Source organism: Lentzea sp. NPDC004789 (assembly GCF_053601075.1).
Window position 1 is genome coordinate 1 of sequence record NZ_JBSGBE010000032.1, and the last position, 22581, is coordinate 22581.

General features: G+C 68.8%; 14 protein-coding genes. 5 read left to right on the top strand and 9 right to left on the bottom strand.

Annotated elements, in window-relative coordinates:
• From ACWEIJ_RS42510 to ACWEIJ_RS42520, 3 genes are all read left to right on the top strand, one after another.
• Positions 1 to 591: carbohydrate ABC transporter permease (locus tag ACWEIJ_RS42510; RefSeq protein ID WP_449842978.1), on the top strand; the 591-nt coding region annotated here is incomplete at its 5' end.
• Positions 588 to 1964 carry a GH1 family beta-glucosidase gene (locus ACWEIJ_RS42515; RefSeq protein WP_449842979.1) on the top strand — a complete coding sequence of 459 codons (1377 nt, stop codon included), beginning with the start codon at positions 588 to 590 and terminating at the stop codon, positions 1962 to 1964. The genes ACWEIJ_RS42510 and ACWEIJ_RS42515, both read left to right, overlap by 4 nt.
• Positions 1961 to 2980 carry a LacI family DNA-binding transcriptional regulator gene (locus ACWEIJ_RS42520; protein WP_449842980.1) on the top strand — a complete coding sequence of 340 codons (1020 nt, stop codon included), beginning with the start codon at positions 1961 to 1963 and terminating at the stop codon, positions 2978 to 2980. Before ACWEIJ_RS42515 ends, ACWEIJ_RS42520 begins: the two co-directional genes overlap by 4 nt.
• A gap of 23 nt (positions 2981 to 3003) precedes the next feature.
• On the opposite strand, the gene ACWEIJ_RS42525 is transcribed toward ACWEIJ_RS42520, so the two are convergent.
• From ACWEIJ_RS42525 to ACWEIJ_RS42565, 9 genes are all read right to left on the bottom strand, one after another.
• Positions 3004 to 4050, bottom strand: a complete 1047-nt coding sequence (locus ACWEIJ_RS42525) for a LacI family DNA-binding transcriptional regulator (protein ID WP_449842981.1) — start codon at positions 4048 to 4050, stop codon at positions 3004 to 3006.
• Entirely contained in the window at positions 4034 to 6907 is a 2874-nt protein-coding gene (locus ACWEIJ_RS42530) for a glycoside hydrolase family 3 C-terminal domain-containing protein (RefSeq protein ID WP_449842982.1), read from the bottom strand. The genes ACWEIJ_RS42525 and ACWEIJ_RS42530 overlap by 17 nt, the downstream gene beginning before the upstream one ends.
• A gap of 30 nt (positions 6908 to 6937) precedes the next feature.
• A complete protein-coding gene (locus ACWEIJ_RS42535; RefSeq protein WP_449842983.1) occupies positions 6938 to 7738 on the bottom strand; it encodes a family 16 glycosylhydrolase in 801 nt (266 codons plus the stop codon).
• Between the two features lie 322 nt (positions 7739 to 8060).
• On the bottom strand, positions 8061 to 9515 hold the full coding sequence (locus tag ACWEIJ_RS42540; protein ID WP_449842984.1) for a non-reducing end alpha-L-arabinofuranosidase family hydrolase: 1455 nt from the start codon (positions 9513 to 9515) through the stop codon (positions 8061 to 8063).
• An 87-nt stretch (positions 9516 to 9602) separates the two neighbouring features.
• Positions 9603 to 11060 carry an endo-1,4-beta-xylanase gene (locus ACWEIJ_RS42545; RefSeq protein ID WP_449842985.1) on the bottom strand — a complete coding sequence of 486 codons (1458 nt, stop codon included), beginning with the start codon at positions 11058 to 11060 and terminating at the stop codon, positions 9603 to 9605.
• 211 nt (positions 11061 to 11271) lie between these two features.
• Entirely contained in the window at positions 11272 to 11973 is a 702-nt protein-coding gene (locus tag ACWEIJ_RS42550) for an expansin EXLX1 family cellulose-binding protein (protein WP_449842986.1), read from the bottom strand.
• A gap of 121 nt (positions 11974 to 12094) precedes the next feature.
• On the bottom strand, positions 12095 to 14035 hold the full coding sequence (locus ACWEIJ_RS42555; RefSeq protein ID WP_449842987.1) for a glycoside hydrolase family 44 protein: 1941 nt from the start codon (positions 14033 to 14035) through the stop codon (positions 12095 to 12097).
• A 236-nt stretch (positions 14036 to 14271) separates the two neighbouring features.
• On the bottom strand, positions 14272 to 15402 hold the full coding sequence (locus ACWEIJ_RS42560; protein ID WP_449842988.1) for a GH12 family glycosyl hydrolase domain-containing protein: 1131 nt from the start codon (positions 15400 to 15402) through the stop codon (positions 14272 to 14274).
• 87 nt (positions 15403 to 15489) lie between these two features.
• The gene (locus tag ACWEIJ_RS42565) at positions 15490 to 18411 is read right to left on the bottom strand and encodes a glycoside hydrolase family 48 protein (RefSeq protein ID WP_449842989.1); all 2922 of its coding nucleotides are present in this window, start codon (positions 18409 to 18411) and stop codon (positions 15490 to 15492) included.
• A gap of 884 nt (positions 18412 to 19295) precedes the next feature.
• Here ACWEIJ_RS42565 and ACWEIJ_RS42570 point away from each other — a divergent pair.
• Positions 19296 to 21062 (top strand): glycoside hydrolase family 6 protein, encoded by a 1767-nt coding sequence (locus tag ACWEIJ_RS42570; RefSeq protein WP_449842990.1) that lies wholly within the window; start codon positions 19296 to 19298, stop codon positions 21060 to 21062.
• Between the two features lie 13 nt (positions 21063 to 21075).
• Complete coding sequence (locus tag ACWEIJ_RS42575; RefSeq protein ID WP_449842991.1) at positions 21076 to 22440, top strand: glycoside hydrolase family 6 protein; 1365 nt, start codon at positions 21076 to 21078, stop codon at positions 22438 to 22440.
• The last annotated feature ends 141 nt before the right edge of the window (positions 22441 to 22581 follow it).

Genomic DNA, 22581 nt, shown 5'->3' on the forward strand with positions numbered 1-22581 from the left:
ACCGTCACGGTCTCGGTCGTGCTGCTCTCCGCACTGGCCGGGTTCGCCTTCGCCAAACTCCGCTTCCGCGGCCGCGGCGTGCTCTTCGTCTTCGTCGTCGCGACCCTCGCCGTACCGACCCAGCTCGGCATCATCCCGCTCTACATGGCGATGGCCGAGTTCGGCTGGGCGGGCGAGCTCGAAGCCGTGATCGTGCCCAACCTCGTCACCGCGTTCGGCGTGTTCTGGATGCGGCAGTACCTCGTCGACGCCGTACCCGACGAACTCGTCGAAGCGGCGCGCATGGACGGTTGCAGCCTCTGGCGAACCTTCTGGCACGTCGCACTCCCCGCCGCCCGCCCCGCCGCCGCCATGCTGGGCGTGTTCACCTTCATGCAGTCCTGGAACGACTTCCTCTGGCCGCTCGTCGTGCTCAACGCCGACAACCCCACCATCCAGGTCGCACTGGAGAAGCTGCAGAGCGGTTATTACGTCGACTACTCACTCGTACTCGCCGGAACCACGCTCGCGACGGTTCCGGTTCTCATCGTGTTCATCGTGCTCGGGCGGCAGATCGTCGCCGGCGTGATGCAGGGCGCCGTGAAGGGATGAATGTGACGGACATCGTTTTCCCGCAAGGGTTCCTCTGGGGCGCGGCCACCGCCGCGTTCCAGGTGGAGGGAGCGACCGGTGTGGACGGTCGCACGGACTCGATCTGGGACGTGTTCTGCCGCGTACCGGGCAACGTCGTGGGAGGGGACAGCGGCGAACCCGCAGCCGACCACTACCGGCGGTTCGAGCAGGACGTGCGGATGATGGCCGATCTCGGGCTGAGGGCCTACCGGTTCTCGATCGCCTGGCCGCGGGTGCGCCCCGACGGCGGCGAGGTCAACCAGGCCGGGCTCGACTTCTACCGCAGGCTCATCGACACGTTGCTGGCACACGACATCCAGCCGTGGCCGACGCTCTACCACTGGGACCTGCCCCAGAAGCTGGAGGACGCGGGCGGCTGGGCGAACCGCGACACCGCGTTCCGGTTCGCCGACTACGCCACCGCCACCGCGGAGGCGCTCGGCGACCGCGTCACCACCTGGACGACGCTGAACGAGCCGTGGTGCGCCGCGTTCCTCGGCTACGCGTCCGGGGTGCACGCGCCGGGACGCACCGAGCCAGAGGCGGCCGTCGCCGCCGTGCACCACCTGTTGCTCGGTCACGGCCTGGCCGCCCAGGCGATCCGGGACGTCACCGCCGGCACGCGCGTCGGCATCACGCTCAACATGTACCCGATCATCCCCGCCGATCCCGCCTCCCCCGCCGACCAGGACGTCGCGCGGCGGCTCGACGGCTTGCAGCAGCGGATCTTCCTCGACCCGCTGTTCCGCGGCGAGTACCCGGCGGACGTCGTGGCGGACCTGGAACCGTTCGGCTTCAGCGGGCACGTCCGCGACGGCGACCTGAAGATCATCTCCGCACCGCTCGACATGCTCGGCGTCAACTACTACACCGAGCACCACATCAGCGCCGAGCCCGGTGAGACCGGGCCGTCGCCGTGGGTCGGCGTCGGGGACCACTCGTTCCCGCGCAGGGACTTCCCGCGCACGGACATGGACTGGGAGGTGCGGCCGGAGGGCCTCACGTCGGTGCTGCTGCGCCTGCACGCCCAGTACCCGCGGATTCCCCTCTACATCACGGAGAACGGCGCCGCGTTCCGCGACGAGGTCGAGGGCAGCGGGATCCACGACCTGGACCGCACCTCGTACCTCGAGTCCCATCTGCGCGCCGCGCACGACGCGATCGAGATGGGCGTGCAGCTGCGCGGCTACTTCTGCTGGTCGCTGCTCGACAACTTCGAGTGGGCCGAGGGGTACGCGAAGCGGTTCGGCATCGTGCACGTGGACTACGACACCCAGGTCCGGACACCCAAGATGAGCGCCAAGTGGTTCGCACGGGTGGCACGCGGCAACGCGCTCGTCGCCGTACCGTGACCGACCTGAACGGCCGGCGCCCCGGTCCGCGCATCGTGGAGGTCGCGCTCGCGGCCGGGGTGTCCAAGTCGACCGTGTCCAGGGTCCTCAACGGAGGATCGCACGTCAGCGACCGAACCCGCCAGGCCGTCAACCTGGCGATCGAGCGGCTGGGCTACAGCCCCAACCACGCGGCCAGGACGCTCGCGGGCAGCAAGGCGAACGCGATCGCGCTGGTGGTGTCCGAACAGGGCAGCCGGGTGCTCACGGACCCGTTCTTCGCCGGCGTGCTGCGCGGCGTGCACGCGGAGCTCGCCGGCAGGAGGATCCAGCTGCTGATGATGATGAGCCAGCCGGAGGACAACCACGACCTCGTGGCCTACCTCAGCGGCGGGCACGTCGACGGCGCGCTCGTGGTGAGCCTGCACGGCGGTGACCCACTGCCGCACATCCTGCACGACCGGGGGTTGCCGGTGGTCATCGGCGGCCGTCCCGTCCTCACCGGTGACGTGCCGTTCGTCGACGCCGACAACTTCACCGGCGCGCTGCTGGCCACGCGGCACCTCGTGTCGCTGGGACGCAAGAGGATCGCGACGATCGCCGGCCCGAAGGACATGACCGTCGGCATCGACCGGCTCAGCGGCTGGCGACGGGGTGTGGGAGAGGCGCAGCGGTCGGCGGACCTGGTGGTGCACAGCGACTTCACCTCCGACAGCGGTGCGCTGGCGATGGAGGAGCTGCTGAGCAGGGCACCGGACCTCGACGCGGTGTTCGTGGCCGCCGACATCATGGCGCTGGGCGCACTGCGCGTCCTGCGCGACGGTGGCAGGAAGATCCCGGAGGACGTCGCCGTCGTCGGGTTCGACGACTCGATGCCCGCCGCCACGGCGGTACCTCCGCTCACCACCGTGAGACAGGAGATCGAGGAACTGGGCCGCATGATGACGTGGCGGTTGCTCGCGGAGCTGGCAGGCGCGGAAGGCCTGCCGCCTTCGGTGCTGCTGCCGACGTCGATGGTGTTCCGCGCGAGCGCTTAGGCCGTGTCCTCGCCGGACACGGTCTAAGCCGTGGCGGCCGGGGGCACTCGCCGGATCAGAGCCCGGTGAGTGCCCCCGGCCGTGCTCGCCCGTTCGACGAGCTTCGGCGCGAGCAGGGTCAGCGGTTCGACGTTCCTGCCGTTGAGCTTGCCGGCCAGCAGGTCCACCGCCCGCCGGCCGAGCTCCTCGACCGGCAGCCGCACCGAGGTGAACGGGGGTGACGTCTGCTCGGCGAGCTCGTCCGGGCAGATGGCGACCACGGACACGTCCTCCGGCACCTTGCGGCCCAGTGCGCGCAACGCGGGGACGACCCAGCCGAGCGCGGCCTCGTTGTGCACCACCAGCGCCGTCGTCGCCTGGGGTCCCCGGAACAACGCCTGGGCCGCCTTGAACACGGACTGGTGATCGCCCGCGGTCGGCACGATGGTCGAGGTGATGCCCCTGCGCATGGCGGCCGCGCTGAACCCGACCATCGTGCGGTGGGCGAACGCCGTGTTGCGCTGGTAGACCGCCGTGGGGGCGCCGAGAAAGCCGATGCAGCGGTGCCCGGCGTCGGCGAGGTGGTCCACGCAGGCCGCGGCGGCGGCCTCGAAGTCGAGGTCGAGGCACGTGAGCCCGGCGGTGACGGACGGACGGCCGACGAGCACGGACGGCTGGGCGAGCTGGCGCAGCAACGGCACCCGCTCGTCGTTCATCTCGACGTCCAGCACCAGGAAACCGTCGACCTGCGCACTCCCTGCGACCGTGCGCAGACCTTCCACACCGCGGTCCGCCGTCATCAGCAGCACGTTCAGGCCGTGGTGCCGCGCGGCGGTGACCGCCGCACTCACCATCCGCATCATCACCGGCACGTGCTGGCCCTCCCGCAACGGCACCGCGAGCGCCACCACGTTGGTCCGGCTGATCGCCGACGACCTCGCGCCCACGTGCGGGTGGTAGCCGAGCACCCGGATGCTCTCCAGCACCTTCGACCGCGTCGCCGCCGAGATGGGCCGCTTGCCGGTGAGCACGTACGAGACGGTGCTCGTGGCGACACCGGCGTGCCGTGCCACGTCAACGATGGTGATCATGTCCACCGCCACTTCGAAAGGTGATCTCCGCGAACCGCACTCCCGGGCGGTTCACGACGACGAAAAGGGCGCGTGCGGACGATCCGGGAGTCACGGGCAGAACCGGCACCTCGATCTCCCGCCAGGCATAGGGATCCGGGGGCAGCACCGCCTCCGCGGTCGCCACGACGGGACCGGTCACGGGGTCGTCCAGGCGCACCGTCACCGCGGCCGGTCCGCCCGCCCGCGCGGCGATCCGCACGACCGCACGGGCCACGCGGTCGTCGGCACGCACACCGTCGTACCTCAGCCACGCCCCCGCACCCGTGCTGAGGGCGACGGTGCCGTGTTCCCTCGTCTCGTCGGCGAGGGTCATGTCCGCGTAGTCGTCGAAGCGGTCCCCGCGCAGGGTCGCCCCCACGAGGTCGCGCGGCGGTGGCGTCTCCCCCACCACCTGGACCTCGGCCCGGCTCGCGATCACCTGGGACGACGGCCCCGCCCACAGCTCGTGCACCGCCGTCTCGACGAGCTCCCGCCCCGTGAGGACGTCCCAGTGCCAGAAGTCGTCGCCGCGCAGCACGAACCGGACGAGCCGGCGCTCCCCCGGCAGCAGCTCCACCCGTTCGAACGCCAGCAGCCTGCGCAGCGGCTGGGGCACTCGGGACTCGCGCTGCCGTCCGTAGAGCTGGACGACCTCGGCCCCCGACACCGGACCCGTGTTCGTGACCTCGACCGAGACCACCAGCTCCGCACCGGGCCGCACCTGAGGCGAGGAGAGCACGAGCTCGCCGTAGCCGAACGTCGTGTAGCTCAGCCCGTGGCCGAACGGGTACAGCGGCTCGCCGTCGAAGTACAGGTAGGTGCCGCGGCCGCGGATGATGTCGTAGTCGAACAGGTCCGGCAGCTCGGCGGCGTCGCGGTACCAGGTCTGGGTGAGCCTGCCGGACGGCGCCGACAGCCCGAACACCACCTCGGCGAGCGCCCTGCCGAGCTCCTGACCGCCGTGCGAGGTCCACAGGATCGCCGGAACGTGCTCGTTCTCCCGCACCAGCGCGTAGGGATAGCTGCTCACCACGACGAGCACGGTGCGCGGGTTGAACTGGCGGACCACGTCCACCAGCCGCGCCTGGGCGGGCGGCAGCTCCAGGTCCGCGCGGTCCTGCGTCTCCCGCCCGTTGATGTGGGGGTCGTTGCCGATGACGACGATCGCGACATCGGCTTCGGCGGCACGGGCCGCCGCCCGCGCGAGCCCGTAGCGGCACACCTCGACCTCGAACGTCGTGGCGTCGGCCTCCTCTGGCACGAACTCGATCGCGCCGTCGTCGCGCACCGCGACGAACCGTTCGAGCACGACGTTGCGCAGGACGCAGGTGTTCGGACCGATCGCGCTGAACAGCTCGTGGACGTTCCACCCGCCCGGCATGGTCCGGTCCGTGACGAGACGGCCTTCCGCCGTCGACGCGAGGAACCGGCCGGTTCCGGCGCTGCGCAGGGTGCAGACCCCGTGTCCCCAGTCGATCAGGTCGAACGCCACCGCGTCACCGCACCCGCGGCTCGCTGTCACGGCCTGTCCCGGCACGGCGGTGAGGTAGCGGCCGTCGGCGGTGCGCAGCGCGATCCGGTCGACCCCCTCCTCGAACGTCGTCGGCCCGCGGTTGAGCGCGGCGATGCCGTCGTGCGGGGTCACCGAGTACGGCAGGGTTCCGCTGTACCAGTCCTCGAACAGCACACCGGCGTGCGTCCCGATCACCGCGACGCGCCCGGCCGTCGCCGGGTCGAGCGGGAGGAGATCACCGGCGTTCTTCAGCAGCACCACGGACTGGCGGGCCGCCTCCAGCGCGAGCCGCCGATGTGCCGGCGCGGCGATCACGTCCTGGCCGATCGACGCGTACGGGTTGTCCTCGGGAGGGTCGAACTCGCCCAGGCGGAACCGCAACCCGAGCACCCGGCCGACGGCCCGGTCCACGTGTTCCTCGGTGATCAGCCCGGTGCGCAGGGCCTCTGTGACGTGCTCGACGGTGACGACGTGCACCGAGTCCTCGTCGGTGTAGCTGTCGAGTCCCGCGCGCAGCATCGCGGCGTGCGCCTCGGCCTGGGTCTCGAAGTACGCCTGCACCCCGGCGACGTTGGACGGTGCCAGCGCGTCGCTCATCACCGCGATCTCGTCGCCGGTCCAGCGTCGCAGCTGCTCGTTGAGATACGGGGAGAGATGGGCGGGCCGGCCGTTGACGAGGTTGTAGGACGGCATGACCGCCACGGCGGCTCCGGCCGAGATCGGACCGCGGAAGCACGGCAGTTCGTACTCGTGCAGCACGCGCGCACGCAGGTTCGACGACGTCGTGCAGCGGTCCGTCTCGTTGTTGTAGCCGAGGAAGTGCTTCAACGTCGGCGCTGTCTTCAGGTAGACCGGGTGGTCGCCCCGCAGACCGCTCGCGTAGGCCGTGCCCATCACGGAGGTGAGCAGCGGGTCCTCGGAGTAGCCCTCCTCGTTGCGCCCCCACCTCGGGTCCCGCAACGGGTTGACCACCGGCGCCCACAGGTTCAGCCCGTGTTCGACGGGGTCCTTGGCGTGGAAGCCGCGGGCCTCGGTGCCGGTGGCGTCACCGACGGCCCGCACCAGCTCCGGGTTCCAGGTGCTCGCGAGTCCGATCGCCTGCGGGAACACCGTGGCGGTGCCGAGCCAGGCGACGCCGTGCAGCGCCTCGTTGCCCGCGCGGAAGGCGGCGACGCCCAGTCGCGGCACGGCCGGCTGGCGCTGGTGCAACAGCGAGATCTTCTCCTCTGTCGTCAACCTCGACAGCAGGTCGTTCACCCGCGCCCCGGTCGGTGCGCCCGGATCGCGGAAGAGCGGCAGGACGCTCTCTTCGCCGACGCTCACAGCTAGGCCTTTCCTCAGCAGCGGAACGGATCACGCACGGTCGCGTCCTATGTAGACGTTGCGGGCGCGGTAGTACGTGTCCGACGACGGCCCCGGCGACCCCGACGAGCCCTCCATCTGCAGGTTGATGATCAGCCACATCGGCTTGCCGACGAAGCCGGCGCCGCGGTGCTGCCCCACCCAGTTGCCGTCGAGGTAGTAGTGGATGTCCACATCGGACGCGTTCACCTTGGTGATCCAGGCGCGATAACCGTGCCAGGCACCGGGGTTGTTGACGTTCACGACGGTGTTCGACCATCCACCGCTGCCGTTGCGGTAGGTGTTGAACCAGTTCCGCGAGTCGCCCTTGAACTCCAGGACGTCGCTCTCCGGCGGCCAGCTCGTGGCGCCGGTGAGCCAGAAGGCGGGCCAGGTCCCGCGCCAGGACGGTGCCTGGAACTCCCCCTTGACCTCCCAGGACGGGAACTGGTCGTTCACCAGGATCTGCTGCTTGGCGTGGATCGCGCCGGAGTGGTAGTGGATCGGGAGGTGCGGGTCGGCGGAGCTGTTGCCCTCGTCCCAGCTGATCCGGCTCGCCTTCAGCACGAGGACGCCGCCGCTCTCCAGGTAGACGTGGTTGTGATCGCTCGAACTGCCGTACATCCGCGCGGTGCCGTTGTGGTCCGACCCCCACGGATAGCGGTAGTTCCACGCCGCTTCCAGCGTGCCGTAGTTGGCGAACGTGCCGGACAGAACATTTTCCCAGACCGCGGCTTCCGCGCGGCTTCCGAGCGCGACGCCCGCCATTCCCGCGGCACCGGCTGCCAGAAAAGCCCTTCGGTTGTGCGTCATTGCACCAACCTCCAGTTGTTAGCGTTAACATGCAGGTCTGGGAAGTTTATTGCCTTACCTCGATCGCGGACAAGAGCCAGTTCATGACAGCACGTCACCGGAGCGCGGACAAGCCACCAACAAAATCGCGCACAAATCATCAGAAGAAGGAGGACAGACCAGTAAGTGCAGGTCAAAGCGCCTGACGAGGCGGCAGCCGATCGTCCGGATCCCTGATTTTCCATCGAATTTGTCGAAATGGTCGAAACATGCTTCAGCGCGGCCCCGCCCGCCCCCAGGACGGGCAGGACCGCCGGTCTGAACGCCTGCACGACAACAAACGTCAGCAGGCCGAGTTCGTCTGCGTGAGCAGCCCCATTCGATAAGGCAACCTGATGTAGTCGCCACTCGCGTTGGGATCCAGTCCCTGATACACGTACTGCAACCGGCAGGGATTGATGGTCAGCATCTGGTCGGTGCCCGCCCGCACCAGTTCCCCGTGGCTGATGTCCTGGGTCCACGCCCCGTCGGGAAAGGTCACGTTGGCCTTGCCCGCGAACGGCGCGTTCTCCGCGACCGCGAGCGGCGTCCAGCTCCCGGTGAGGCTGGTCGCGGTGTAGGAGCGGAAGTACCGCCGGTTGCCCGAGCCGATCGCCTCCTGCAGCAGCAGGTACTGGTCGCGGCCGACGACCTTGTACACGTTGCTCGCCTCGTACAGGTTGTTCTTGCTGTCGGACAACACGATCTGGGTGTTGCCGAACCCGTTGGGGAAGCTGCCCAGGGACGTCTGGGCGCGGTAGACGTGACCGTTGTCGTCGCTGAAGAACAGGTGGCAGTTGTCGTTGTCGCAGATGACCCAGAAGTCGAGCCAGATGCCGTTGCCCTTGTTCTGCTTGACGATGTCCGGTTCCTGCGACATGAAGGTCTTCGGCGCCGACCACGACCGCGGGTCCGCCGGGTTCGTGGTCGTCGAGTACGTCGGCGGCGAGGTCTGGTAGACGAGGTACCAGAGGTTCTGCGGCGCGAAGTGGAACACCTGCGGTGCCGCGCGGTAGCCGGGACCGATCGCGGACGTGTCCAGGTAGGTGTGCGTCGCGTTGGCCGCCTGCGACCAGTCGCTGAACGCGTAGTGCACCAGGCCCCAGCCCGACGGGCTCGCCGTCGTGGCGTAGACCTGCCACTGGTTGTTGTAGCGGATGACCGAGAAGTCCTTGACCGACAGGGCGTCTGGGTGCCGCGAGTCCGGTTTCGGTCCGGCCAGCACGCCGCTGGAGGACCACTGGAACGACGAGGGCAGCGAGCCGATCGCGCCCACCCGGACGAGCTGCCACTGCTGGTTCGCCCGGCCCAGGTCCGAGTACTGCACGACGCGGGCGCCGTCGGCCGTCGAGGCGTTCTGGACCTCGACCACCTTGCCGCTGTTGCGGTTGATCAGCCGGACGTCCCCGTTCGCCGCGTCGGCCAGCCGGAACTGCTGGTTCGACCCGTAGATGTCGGACCACTGCTGCACGGCGGCGCTGTCGGCGGTCGAGTACCCGGCCACGTCCAGCGCCTTGCCGGAGTGCCGCGCCCGCAACCGGTAGTAGCCGCCACCGGAGTCGATGAACTGGAACTGCTGGTTGTCACCGTTGTGCCGCGTCCACTGCTGAAGTGGCGCACCGTTGTTGGTGCTCGCGGCCGACACGTCGAGTGCCTTGCCGCTGTTGCGGTTGACCAGCACGTACCAGGAAGCGGTGTCCACAGTGGCCGCTTGGGCGGGTGTGCCGGTGCCGGCGAGCAAGCCGGCGAACAGCGCCATGACCGTGACGATCACGGCCGATCTAGGACGGCGCCCGCGTCCGATCCCGTCGAGCATTGTTCCTCCTCCTGCGGTGACGTGGTCCGGTCAGGCCCGCTGCAGCCCGAAGCGCTGGTTCGGGGCGCCGGTGTAGGTCCACTGGGAGATGCGCGCGCCGTTGTCGGGCGAGGCGCCCCAGACGTCCATCGCGAGGCCGCTGGACCTGTTGACCAGGCTCACCACGCCGCCACCGTGGTCGACCACCCGCCACTGCTGCGCCGCCGAACCGTTGTCGGGTTGCTGCGTGATGTCCGCGCCGGCGGCGGTGCTCGCGACCTGGAGCACCAGCCCGCTGTGCCGCGCCCGCACGCGGTAGTAGCCCTCACCCGAGGAGAGGAAGTCGAACTGCTGGTTCAGCCCGCCGCCACCGGACCACTGCTGCAGCAGTGCTCCCGGAGACGTCGAGACACCCGCGATGTCGGCGGCCTTGCCGCTGTGCGCGGCCACCAGGTGGTAGTTCACGCCGGTCTGCACGGTCGAGCCGCCCGCGCCGCTCAACGCGGCGAGCACCGCGTCGTAGGCCGGTTTCTTGTTGCCGGAGCCGTCGAACAGCAGGACCTGGTCCGGCGCCCGCCACGAGTCGCTGTCGCGGACGCCCCACACGGTGACACCGGTGCAGCGCGCGACCGACAGGCACGCTTGCACGGCCTGGCGATACGTGTCGGGCTGCGCGGCGCCGCCCGCGACGTCGAGCTCGGTGACCTGCACGTCCACCCCGAGGGCGGCGAAGTTCTGCAGGGTGGTGGCGAACGAGCCGGGGGCGGTGGTGCCGAAGTGCGCCTGGAAGCCGACGCAGTCGATCGGCACGCCGCGCGAGCGGAAGTCCCGCACCATCCGGTGGACGGCCTGGGTCTTGGCCGCGTTCCAGTCCTCGATGTTGTAGTCGTTGTAGCAGAGCTTGGCCGCCGGGTCCGCCGAACGCGCGGCGCGCATCGCCTCCTCGATGAAGCCGGGTCCGAGCACGTCGCGGAACACCGAGCCGCGCATCTCGCCACTGCCGCCGTCGGCGAACGCCTCGTTGACGACGTCCCAGGAGTGGATCTGCCCGCGGTACCGTCCCATGAGGACGTTGATGTGGTTCTTCATCACGTCGCGCAAGGTGTTCGCGTCGCGGGTCTCCTGCACCCAGGACGGCAGCTGGGAGTGCCAGACCAGGGTGTGGCCGCGCAGGAGCTGGTCGTGCGCACGGGCGTGCTCGACGATCCGGTCGGCGCGGTCGAAGGTGAAGGTGCCGCGGGACGGCTCGGTGGCGTCCCACTTCATCTCGTTCTCGGGCGTGACCGAGCCGAACTCCCGGTCGACGATCGCCGTGTACTGCGCGTCGGTGAGTTTGTGCGCGGCCACCGCGGCACCGAAGTACCTGCCGGACTGCGCGGCCGCGGCTCTCAGGGTGGTGGCTCCCTGTGCCGCGCTCGGCACCAGCGTGACGGCGCCGGCCACGGCGAGCGCCAGGGCGGCCGTGCGCACGAACACCCGGCCGCGGTGCCGGGGAGAAGCTGAGCTCATGATCGTCCTAAGTGGTCGTGCCCCAGCTTCTTCGATCGTTGATGAAACTGAGTGAGCGCTAACACTATGCACACCATGCCAATGGATGACAACGGTTCTTCTGCGACTGCAAACGGTATGACGTCTGATGAAACAGATTGTTAGCGCAAACATCATTACGGCACGGGGTGACGTGCGGGCGCGTCACCACCGTCCACTGTGGACGCCCGAGTCAGTGCTGGGCGAACTGCAGGTTCGTCGACTGGGCCACACCGGGGCGGATCGGCAACGGGTTGCTCACGAGCCGCTGACCGTAGATGTCCGTGATCGCGATGGCACCGCCGCAGCCGGCCCCGTCCTCGGACAGGAAGTAGTTGTAGTCGGTGCGCCGCAACTCCCTCCACCCGCTGCCCGTCTGCACCTCCAGGCGCGCCACCGGGTTGCGGTGGTCGATCGCCTGGATCCCGCACCACCACTGCGACGACCCGTCCTTGTACCGCAGCGAGATCCCGCTCGACATGCCGGGGCTGAGCAGCCGCCACGTCACCGAGATCTCCCCGACCATCGGGTCGGCCAGGCGGGAGAACGCCTCCTTGGTCAGGTCGAGCTGGCCCACCCGGCACGGCGACGGGCAGAGGTTGTTGACCCGCACCTGGATGGTCCTGCCGTTGGACGCCCGCACCTCCAGGTAGGCACCGCAGGCCTTCGACGTCTCGTAGTCGGTCTGGTTCATCGCGACCGTCATTCTGTCGTTGTACGGCCCGAACAGGCACGCACCGTCACCGTCGCTGTCGTACCACGTGCCCGGGCCGTTGTAGGTGACGCCCGGTTTGATCCTCCCCGCCAGTGGCGCGTAGTCGGCGTGGGCGCCGGTCGCGCCCGCAGTCATCAGCAACCCGGTGACCACGGACGCGATCAGCCAGCGTTTCAGCATGACATCTCCCTGAGACTCGGATTCCACCTCACACGGCAACTCCCGGCGAGCGTGACACAAACCCGATTTCCCCCAGAGAGAATTCACGTCGAATCGACTCGACGCTTTTGCCGGGCGTGAATCAGGTGGGAGTGCAGGTCAGTCGCGGCGACGCGGCCGGGCCGGTGGCCTGGAATCCGAAGGTGGTGGTACCACCACCGGCCCCGACCGAGCCGTTCCACCCGGCATCCGCGGCGACCACGCCGGCCGCGTCCTGCTTCAGGGCGGTGTTCCACGACCTGGTGACCTGCTGGCCCGCGGGCCACGTCCAGCCGACCCGCCACCCGGTGATCGCCGTGCGGCGGTTGTTGGTGACCGTCACGGTCGCGACGTGCCCGCTCCCCCAGTCACCGTTGACCTGCAGGTTCGCCGTGCACCCGGCCGGCGGCAGGACCAGCAGCGTGATGGAGTTCGCCGGGTAGGTCGCGTCGACCCGCCCGTTGCTCACCGGCAGGTCGTCTCCGCGCACGATGCCGCCCAGGTTGGCCTGGCCGTAGGTGAACCGCTGCGCCGCGCCCGCGCTGTCGAACCCGGCCAGCGACAACGGCGAGGTCAGGTCGTCGCCGGTCTTGTTGACGACCATGACGGTCAGCGCCTTGTCGGAGGAGCGCTCGGCCGCGTAGACGGCGAGGCGGCCCTGGTCGGCCGAGGTGCCGGACACGCTGACGTCGCCGAACCGGCTGCCCGCGCCGTCGTAGTTGCGGTACATCCGGAACGCGTAGGCACCGGGGTCGGTCGGCTTGGGCTCGCCCCACATCGTGGCGAGGTCGAGGCCCTCACGCCCGAAGACGCCCAGGATGTCCGCCTGCGCCAGCGCGCCGTTGATGTCGTCGAGCGCGCCCCAGTTGTACTCGGTGATCGCGGTCTTCGTGCCGGGGTAGTACTGGGCGGTCCACGCCTTCATCGTGCGGATGAACTGCAGCGGCGGCGCGTTGACCCCACCGGGGCCGATCCACGACTCCTCGACGTAGGTCGGGTCCCACAGCGACCGGACCGACCGCAGCCGCAACGCGTTGGCCTCCGGCGTCTTGTCCCCGCTGATCTGCGGGTAGAAGTGCTGGTCGAAGTAGTCGAGGTAGCGCTTGCCGCCGTGCGCGTCGCTGTAGTCCTTCATGTTCTTGAGGTACCACTGGGACAGGTTGAGCCCGCCGTGCGCGGCCGAGTCCGCACCCGGTCCGCAGCCGTCCACACCGGACGCGACCCACTCGCAGTAGCCCCAGCCGGACGGGCCGAGCACCGCCGCGCTCGGGTCGGCGGCCTTGATCGCCGCGGCGGTCGACGTACCCTTGCCGCCCAGCTCGTCGTACGAGACGAGGTCGGGGTGCACGTCGCGGTGGGTGTTGGCCCACAGCACCGGTTCGTTGTCGAGCTCGTAGATCGGCACTCCGCCCTGCGCTGCCGTGCCGAACCGGCTCACCAGGTGCGACACCATCTCCCCCGCGAACGCCGCGTCCGCCGGGACGGAGCTGTCGGTGGGCACGCCGGTGAGGTTCTTGCCGTCGAGCTGGCCGTTGCCGCAGCCGGCGTCCCACTCGTCGAACCTGTCCTGCCTCGGGAACCGGCTCGCGGGGAAACCGCAGGTGAACGGGTGCGAGGAGGGCGAGTCCTTCGCGACCCAGCCAACCATCGGCACGCTGACGACGGGCTTGATGCCGCGGCCGAGGTTCGAGCCGACCACTCCTTCGAGGGAGTGCGCGTCGTCGGCGACGATGTTCTCGAAGAACCAGTCGCTGCCGGTGTTGTAGGTGCGGTTCTTGAAGTTGTACCGGCTGGAGGCGTTGCCGCCCCAGCGGGCCACCGTCTGGCCGATCTCGGCGTTGAACGCCGGATCGCCCCCGTTGAGGCCGTAGATGCCGGGGCTGATCGCGTGCCGGGCAGCGGAGGGGTCCACCGACAGCGCCGGTCCGGCGGTCGCCGCCACCGCCGCACCCGTCTGGACGGTGAACGTCGCCGCGACCAGGCACGCGGCCGCACCGGCGGCCGTGAGCGATCGTGGTCTCCGTAATCGCCGATTGTTCGCCACAGAGCCTTCCTTTCGCGTCATTGCGTCGAATTCCCGCATCTGACGCTGGTGCGAGATCAGAAGCAGGTCAAGTCATTCACAGGTGCTTCGACCACATTCGATTCGAACGATCGGAGGGCGCACCGGGAAATGCGTTCACCCGAATTCGGAAAACCTGGGCAGGCGAGGGCCCCGCAGGCCGTCCGCACCGGGCGGGTGGCACGAACGGCCTGCGGGAGAAGGGGAACGGCGTCAGGTCAGGAGCACTGCGCGCCGTTCAGCGTGAAGCCGCTCGGTGACCCGGCCTGGCCGTTGGCCTGGTAACCGATCGTCACGCTCTGACCGGGTGCGAGGTCGGGGCTCCAGCCGGGCGCGGTGGCCGTGACCGTCGAGCCGCTCTGCGACACGTTCGCGTTCCAGCCGTTGGTGACCGTGACACCGGACGGCACGGTCCAGGTCGACCGCCAGTTGCTCGCGGCCGACGACCCGGTGTTGGTGATCGTCGCCTCGCCGGTGAAGCCGCCCTGCCACGAGTTGGTGATCTTGTGGGCGGCACGGCAGGAGGTGGGACCGGGGTTGGGATTCGGGTTGGGGTTGGGGTTCGGGTCGGGGTTCGGGTTGGAGCCGGAGGTGGAGAACGAGAACGAGTTCACCGCGAGACCCGGTCCGCCCTGCCACGGCTCGAACCCGAACTGCACGCTCGTGAGGTACCAGGAGGTCTGCACCTGGCCCCGGCGCACCGCGTCGCTGGTGAAGTCGGCGAGGTTCACCGACAGCGAGTTCGTGGTCTGCTGGCGGACGTACGAGATGACGTTCCAGCCGATGTTGCCGATCCAGACGTCCCAGTTGGCACCGGCGAGGGACGCGGTGCCGACCTTGCTGCCGATCGGCTGCGGCGGACCCTGGTGACTGCCCCAGATCATCAGCTCCGCACCGGTGTTCTGCCCGCTCTGGTTGGGGTTCGGATCGAACCAGAGGTCGTAGGCGGCGTCCCAGTAACCGCCGGCCGTGGTGTAGGAGACGCTGGAGGGCAGCGAGCCGAACCCGTTGACCTGCAAGGGAAGTCCGCTCCCGCTGGAGCAGTTGCCGTAGTGGCAGCCCGCGTAGATCGCCGGGTAGGACGCGGGCGCTCCGTTGGTCGGCACGTTGTGGTTGCCGGAGGTGATGGTGAATCCGGTGTCGGAGACCCTGATGCACTGACCGTCGCTGGCGCCCCACTCGTTGTTCTGGACGACGTAACGGCCACCCTGGATCTTGGTCGAGCCGAACTTCTCGCAGATCGTCGTGTCGGCGGAGGCCTCGGGTGGGCTCAACGCCACCACCAGTCCCGTCACGGCCGTGACGGCGGCCAGCAGCAGCGCCGCCGGACGGAGGGTTCGAGCACGCATGGCGAACAACTCCTTTGTTGATCGTGGTGAGGGGGCTGACGGGTCCCCGGCACGCCGTCGTGCCGGGGACGCGTCAGCGCCGACCTGCTACCCGAACAGCTCCGCCTGCAGCGAGAACGCCGTGGCGATCTCGGCCTGCGCCCAGAACCGGTGGTAGGTGAAGGTCGGGGCCGGGCCGCCGTCGAGGTAGCGCTGCACCTTCGGCCAGTCCGGGTCGTTCTTGTAGAAGGACCTGATCGACAGGAACGTGGAGTCCTGGCCGATCTTGTCGCCGTTCGGCATGGTCCCCGTCCAGCCCGGCGGGACGTAGACGCCCTCGCCGGTGGTGGCGTTGTACTGGTCGTCGAACCGGTTGTAGTCGGTCCGCGTCTCGGGGATGGCGATGCCCTTGGCGTCCTGGTGGTCCAGCAACGCCGTCAGCAGACCCTCACCCGTGGTCCGCGCCGGGCCGTTGCCCGACTTGGCCGCGTAGTTGAGCAGGGTCTTCGCGAACGACGCCGCGACGCCGACGTCCTGGCTGAAGTTCAGCACCTTCACCCGCAGGTTCGCGTTCGCGCCCGGCGAGGTCGGGTTCCACGAGTCCGGCGCGCCGGTCCACTCCAGGTCGGACGGGATCTGGAACGCTCCGCCCGTGCCGACCGTGGTGTTGGCGAGCGCCCACGGCACCCACTTGTCCAGGATCTTCTTCGCCCGCGGGTCACCGGTCTTCTGGTACAGCGCGGCCGTGCGCTCCATCTGCCACACCTGGAAGCCGAACCACCGGTTCGAAGGCGGGTCGTGCCACACCGGGTGCGCCTCGTAGAACATGCCGTAGAACGTCGGCGTGCCGGCGGGAGGCGTGCTGTACGAACCGTTCCAGCTGTTCGTGACACCGCCGGCGATGGCACCGTCGGCCGACTGCAGCCACTGCAGCAGCTCCAGCTGGCGGTCCGCGCTCTTCGCCCAGTCCTGCTGGCCCGTGGCCGACTTCGGCTTCAGCGAAGGAACGTTCGCCAACGCGTAGGCCGCCAACGGGTTCTGGTAACCCTGGTGCGAGGCACCGTCACCGATGCGCCACGCCCAGCCGTTGGCCGTGTCGGTCGCGCCGCCCCACGCGTAGTACCAGGACATCAGGTAGTGCTCGCTGTCCTTGCCGGTGGCGCCGGGGCACGTCGAGGGGCTGGTGCAGTTGCCGATCTTCTTGAAGTACTTGTCGAACATGGCGTACCTCAGGTAGTCGCCCATCTTCGCGGCCTTCGCGAGCTCCGGCGCGATCTGCGACTCCTTGCCCTGCGCGCTCGCCCACTGCTCGGCGAACATCGCCACCTGCACCGCGCGGGCGTCCGCGTCCGGCGCGTTGGTGTACTTCCACTGCTTGGCGTAGGACTTGTCCTTGGTGAACAGGTCCAGGTAACCGTTGGGGCCACCGAACTTGAACGTGTCGCAGGAGGGCTGCGGGATGGTCTCCCACACCGACTCCGACGAACCGCGCTGGTAGGTGTTGATGTACGACGGTGCCGTGGTGCCGTCACCGCACCGGCCGAAGCCGAGGGTGTTGTCGACGTCGAGCAGCCAGTGCATGCCGTAGATGTCGTCGGAACCGTAGGCGGCCTTCAGCTCGGCCGCGATCGGGTCCTGCCCCACCGGCACGTTTCCGTCCAGTTCGGACGGATAGCCGGTCATCTTGTCGTGCTCCGGCGCGTACGTCGCCGGCTTGGCCGGGTTGTACTTGTCGTTGGTCGGCTGGTCCGCCTTGGACGGGATGATGAACTTCTCCATCGACGCCCAGGCCGCCTTGAACGGAGCCCAGTCACCGCTGATCCGGCCGTAGCTCGCCTCCAGCCACAGGTAGTAGCTGAACGCCTCCGAGGTCGTCTGGTGCCCGTGGTCCGGCGCCTCGACCATCAGCGTCTCCACCGCGTGGTACGGCACCAGGAGGTCGCCGAACTTGCGGAAGTAGCCGCTGGCCGGGTCCTTGATCTTGTTGTACTGGGTGAGGAACGCCTCCTGGAACTTCGGGATCGTCGACGAGATCTCCTTGGCCGTCACCGAGGCCGACGCGTAGCCGGGTGCGGTGGCGGAGAAGACCGCGGACGCCAGGTCGCCGCCGTTGGCCGCCGAGGTGACGGTCACGTTCTGCGGCGTGTTCCAGTTGGACGTGCTGAACGTCAGCGACGTCGGTGCCGCGGTGAGGTCCGCGCTGCCCGACGACCGGGCCACGGCCACGGTCACCGAGGACGACGGCTGGCTCGCCAGCGTCACGCCGAAGGTCGCTTTGTCGCCCTGCTTGACGTTGATCGTCGCCGGGGAGGCCACGATCGTCGCACCGGCCAGCACCTTCACCGGCACGGGTGCCGTGGAGGTGACGGCACCGAGGTTGTCGGTCGCCCGCGCGCCGACGACGTGGTCACCGACGGACGCGCCCGTCCACGATCCCTCGTACGGAGCGGTCGTGTCGGTGGAGAGGACGACGCCGTCGACCAGGAACTCGACCTTGGCGACGGTGCCGTCGCTGTCGGACGCGGTGGCCGCGAGCGGGATCGTCTGTCCGTTCTGGAACGACTGGCCCGCCGTCGGCGAGGTCACCGCCACCGACGGAGCCTTGTTGGCACCGGTGCACGACACTCCGTTGACCGCGAAGTCGGTCGGTTTCCCGTTGGCAGAAGCACTTCGCGTGCCCTGGAAGCCGAACGCCGCCGAGCCGCCGGTGCCGATGCTGCGGTTCCAGTCGACCGGCGTGACGCTGACCTTGGCACCGGACTGCGTGTAGTTGCCGTTCCACAGGTTGGTGATCTGCTGACCGTCCGGGAACGTCCAGCTGAGCGTCCAGCCGTTGATCGGGTCGCCCTCGTTCTTGATGGCCACGTCCGCGACGAAGCCGGCGCCCCAGTCGTTCGAGATGCTGTAGTTCACCGAGCACGCCACCGCCGCCTGCGCGACGGCCGGCATCATCGCCGCCATGACGATCGTGGCCGCGGCGAGGGCGACGGGCCTACTTCGCAGCCGTCCCGCTCTGGTCCGGTACCTCATTCGTTCCTCCTCCGTCACGGGTCAGCCGTTGACCCGCGGGCTTGGATTCGGCGCGGGACGCCTGCGCCTGCCGAACGTCCCGCGCCGAGATTTCAGCGGGGCTCGACGCCGATGGCGCGACCGGAGCAGGTGAGGTCGAGGTCCGGAAAGACCGTCGCCGGCGACTCGGCCGGCATCTCTGTTACCGCTCTCGACATGCGCCAATGCATGTGAGCCTCCAATGGCAGGGGGTGCAAGAGGCTGTCTGGGAGCGCTCCCAGAATGCGGACTGTAACGGACAAGAAACCTCTCCAAAAGAGGGTCCACCCCGAATTTGCGCCGAATGCCGAGCATTTCGCCGCAAGTGTGGGCCGAATGGAGTCATTCGCTGAACCAGAAGGCGCACAGAGGGGCCGCAGAGGCTGAAGATTTGTTCACATCCGCGAAGCCTGGCCAGGACTGAATCGATCCGAGCACCAACGTCGGTGCCGCCATTCGGCCGATGGCAAATCCGAGGATTTCACACCTACGAACAATTAGTTCGGCTAACAGTGCTTTTCAGGGCCGTTCGGAGTGCTGACACACCACCGTTCGGCGTAACTTTCCACGTCATCAGTACCGAGTTACGAAAAGTGTCCTGGACGTTACCCGTCACCGGAACAGACCAATGTTCGACGAAACAGTACGACAGAAAGTAACTTGCACGCGCAAGGATATCGTTTCACATTCTTCGACTTCGCGAGGTCTGGCCCCAAAGCACCACGAAGCGTGCAGAAACCGCGATCACCTGCGGCTGCGTCGACGTTCGACGAACTCTTTCTCAAATGGTCTTCCTTGGTTACTGTCCCGGCCTCACTGGGAGCGCTCCCAGTTCAGCCCCGGCAACGATGCTGCGAGGACCCCTCATGCGATCTAGGAATCTGGTGCGCGGCGGATCAGCCGTCGCTGCACTGACGCTCTGCACGAGCGTGCTGGTACTGGTGGGCAACCAGGCCAGCGCCGCCGCCGGATGTTCGGTGGACTACCAGGCCAACCAGTGGGACACCGGCTTCACCGCGAACGTCACGGTGAACAACGTGGGTGACGCGATCTCCGACGGATGGACCCTGGAGTGGGACTTCGGCGGGAACCAGCGGATCACGAACCACTGGAACGCCACGATCACCCAGTCCGGCCAGCACGTCGCGGCCAAGAACCCCGACTGGTCGAAGAGCCTGGCGAGCGGCGCGTCGGCGAGTTTCGGCTTCCAGGCCTCCTACTCCGGCACGAACGACAAGCCGACGGGCTTCAAGCTCAACGGCACGGCGTGCACGGGCGGCCCGGGCGAGACGACGACCACGACCACCACGACGACGACCACCACCACCACGACCTCTGAGGACCCCGGAAACCCCGACGGGCACGTGGCCAACCCGTACGCGGGCGCCGCCGGCTACCTCAACCCGGACTACGTCGCCCAGGTCAACAGCCTCGCGACCAGCACCGGTGGTGCGCTCGGCACGGCGATGCGCAAGGTGGCGCAGAACTCGACGGCCGTGTGGATGGACCGCATCGGCGCCATCACGGCGGGCCGCGGTCTGCGCGGCCACCTCGACGAGGCGCTGCGCCAGCAGGCCGCGGCCGGCCGGCCACTGGTGTTCCAGGTCGTCGTCTACGACCTGCCCAACCGCGACTGCTCGGCGCTGGCCTCCAACGGTGAGCTCGAGGTCAGCAAGAACGGCCTGGCCCGCTACAAGGCCGAGTACATCGACCCGATCGCCTCGATCCTCGCCGACGCGAAGTACCGCGACCTGCGCATCGTCGCGATCGTCGAGCCCGACTCGCTGCCCAACCTCGTCACCAACACCGCGAAGCCCAAGTGCGCGGAGGCGAAGTCCAGCGGTGCGTACGTGCAGGGCATCCAGTACGCCCTGAACAAGCTGAGCGCGATCACGAACGTCTACAACTACCTCGACATCGCCCACTCCGCGTGGCTGGGCTGGGACAGCAACATCGTGCCCGCCGTGCAGCTCTACACCGACGTGGTCCGGGGCACGACGAAGGGCTTCAACAGCGTCGACGGCTTCATCTCCGACACCGCGAACTACACCCCGGTCGAGGAGCCGTACCTGACGGACCCGGCGAAGACGGTCGGCGGCCAGCCGCTCAAGTCCGCGAAGTTCTACGAGTGGAACCCGTACTTCGACGAGGCCGACTACGGCACCGAGCTCTACCGGCGGTTCGTGGCGGCGGGCTTCCCGGCGGGCATCGGCATGCTGATCGACACCTCCCGCAACGGCTGGGGCGGCGCGAACCGGCCCAGCGGCGCCACCGGGTCCACTGTGGACGAGTACGTGAACTCCGGGCGCATCGACCGCCGCCTGCACCGCGGCAACTGGTGCAACCAGGTCGGCGCGGGCATCGGCGCGCGTCCGCAGGCCTCGCCGCGGCCGAACTTCGACGCCTACGTCTGGATCAAGCCGCCGGGTGAGTCCGACGGCATCGCGACCAAGACCGAAGGCCCGAACGAGGAAGGCAAGCAGCACGACCCGATGTGCGACCCCGCCTTCCGCGGCGACCAGCAGTCCAACGGCGGCAACCTCACCGGCGCGATGCCGGGCGCGCCGCACGCCGGCGTCTGGTTCCCGGCGCAGTTCAAGTCGCTCGTCGAGAACGCCTACCCGGCGCTGTAAGGGGATTCGTCGCATGCGCAACAAAGCTGTTGCGAGCGGCGTGGTCGCGGCGACACTCCTCGCGGGTGTCGCCGCCCTCGCCGCCGGAGGCAGCGCCAACGCTGCCCAGTCACCGTTCTACGTGGACCCGGACACCAGCGCGGCCAAGTGGGCCGCCGCCAACCCCGGTGATCCCAAGGCACCGGTCATCCGGGAACGTCTCGCGGCCACGCCGCAGGCCAGGTGGTTCACCACCACCAACACCGGCACCGTGCGCGGCGAGGTCGACTCGTTCGTGGGCGCCGCGGCGGCCGCGGGCAAGATCCCGATCCTGGTCGTCTACGACATCCCCAACCGCGACTGCGGCGGGGCGAGCGGCGGCGGCGCGCCGTCGCACGAGGCCTACCGGGCCTGGATCGACCAGGTGTCGGCGGGCATCGCGGGACGCCCGGCGGCGGTCGTGCTGGAACCGGACGTGCTGCCGCTGATGACGAACTGCCAGTCGGCCGACCAGCAGAACCAGACCAAGGCGTCGATCGCCTACGCGGGCAAGAAGCTCAAGTCCGGGTCGGCGCAGACCAAGGTGTACTTCGACATCGGCCACTCGGCCTGGCTGTCGCCGGGCGAGGCCGCCGCGCGGCTGCGCGCGGCCGACATCACCAACAGCGCCGACGGCATCTCGACCAACGTGTCCAACTACCGGTTCACCGGTGACGAGGTGTCCTACGCGAAGTCGGTGCTGAACGCGGTCGGCGACTCGCGGCTGAAGGCCGTGATCGACACCAGCCGCAACGGCAACGGTCCCGCCGGCAGCGAGTGGTGCGACCCGGCCGGGCGGGCGATCGGCACGCCGAGCACCGACCAGACCGGTGACGGCCAGATCGCCGCCTTCCTGTGGGTCAAGCTGCCGGGCGAGGCCGACGGCTGCATCGCGCCGGCCGGCCAGTTCGTGCCGCAACGCGCGTACGACCTGGCGGCCGCGGGCAACTGGCAGCCGACCACCAGCACCACGACCAGCACTTCGACCACCACGACGACAACGACCACGACCACCAGCACCACGACGACCACGACCACCCCGCAGGGGCCCGGCGCGTGCAAGGTGACCCACAAGGTGGTCAGCTCGTGGTCCTCCGGTTACACCGGCGAGATCGTCATCGAGAACGGCGGCCCGGCGGTCGACGGCTGGACGCTGACGTTCTCGGCGCCGGGAGTGACCGTCACCCAGGGCTGGAACGGGACCTGGACCGACACGGGCGACACCGTGCGGGTCCAGAGCGAGTCCTGGAACGGCAAGCTCGCGACTGGCGGTACCGCGACCATCGGGTACAACGCGAGCTACGACGGCAGCACCCCGCCGTTCTTCTCCCCCGCCATGAACGGGAAGGCGTGCTCCTGAGCCGCGCCCGGCCCTGATCGCGTGCCCTCTCCGGTCCCGCACCCGCCGGAGAGGGCACGCCCTATGTGCGCGCTAACATGAGAGCGCTCTCCTACAGTCCACATAGGTCTCTGTCGATCAAAGCCAGCCGTATTTCGCCCG

Excerpts from the sequence above, each read along its gene's own strand:
- ACWEIJ_RS42545 (WP_449842985.1), bottom strand. The coding sequence starts at position 11,060 with ATGAGCTCAGCTTCTCCCCGGCACCGCGGCCGGGTGTTCGTGCGCACG.
- ACWEIJ_RS42535 (WP_449842983.1), bottom strand. The coding sequence starts at position 7,738 with ATGACGCACAACCGAAGGGCTTTTCTGGCAGCCGGTGCCGCGGGAATG.
- ACWEIJ_RS42515 (WP_449842979.1), top strand. The coding sequence starts at position 588 with ATGAATGTGACGGACATCGTTTTCCCGCAAGGGTTCCTCTGGGGCGCG.
- ACWEIJ_RS42550 (WP_449842986.1), bottom strand. The coding sequence starts at position 11,973 with ATGCTGAAACGCTGGCTGATCGCGTCCGTGGTCACCGGGTTGCTGATG.
- ACWEIJ_RS42565 (WP_449842989.1), bottom strand. The coding sequence starts at position 18,411 with ATGAGGTACCGGACCAGAGCGGGACGGCTGCGAAGTAGGCCCGTCGCC.
- ACWEIJ_RS42560 (WP_449842988.1), bottom strand. The coding sequence starts at position 15,402 with ATGCGTGCTCGAACCCTCCGTCCGGCGGCGCTGCTGCTGGCCGCCGTC.
- ACWEIJ_RS42540 (WP_449842984.1), bottom strand. The coding sequence starts at position 9,515 with ATGGCGCTGTTCGCCGGCTTGCTCGCCGGCACCGGCACACCCGCCCAA.
- ACWEIJ_RS42525 (WP_449842981.1), bottom strand. The coding sequence starts at position 4,050 with ATGATCACCATCGTTGACGTGGCACGGCACGCCGGTGTCGCCACGAGC.
- ACWEIJ_RS42570 (WP_449842990.1), top strand. The coding sequence starts at position 19,296 with ATGCGATCTAGGAATCTGGTGCGCGGCGGATCAGCCGTCGCTGCACTG.
- ACWEIJ_RS42575 (WP_449842991.1), top strand. The coding sequence starts at position 21,076 with ATGCGCAACAAAGCTGTTGCGAGCGGCGTGGTCGCGGCGACACTCCTC.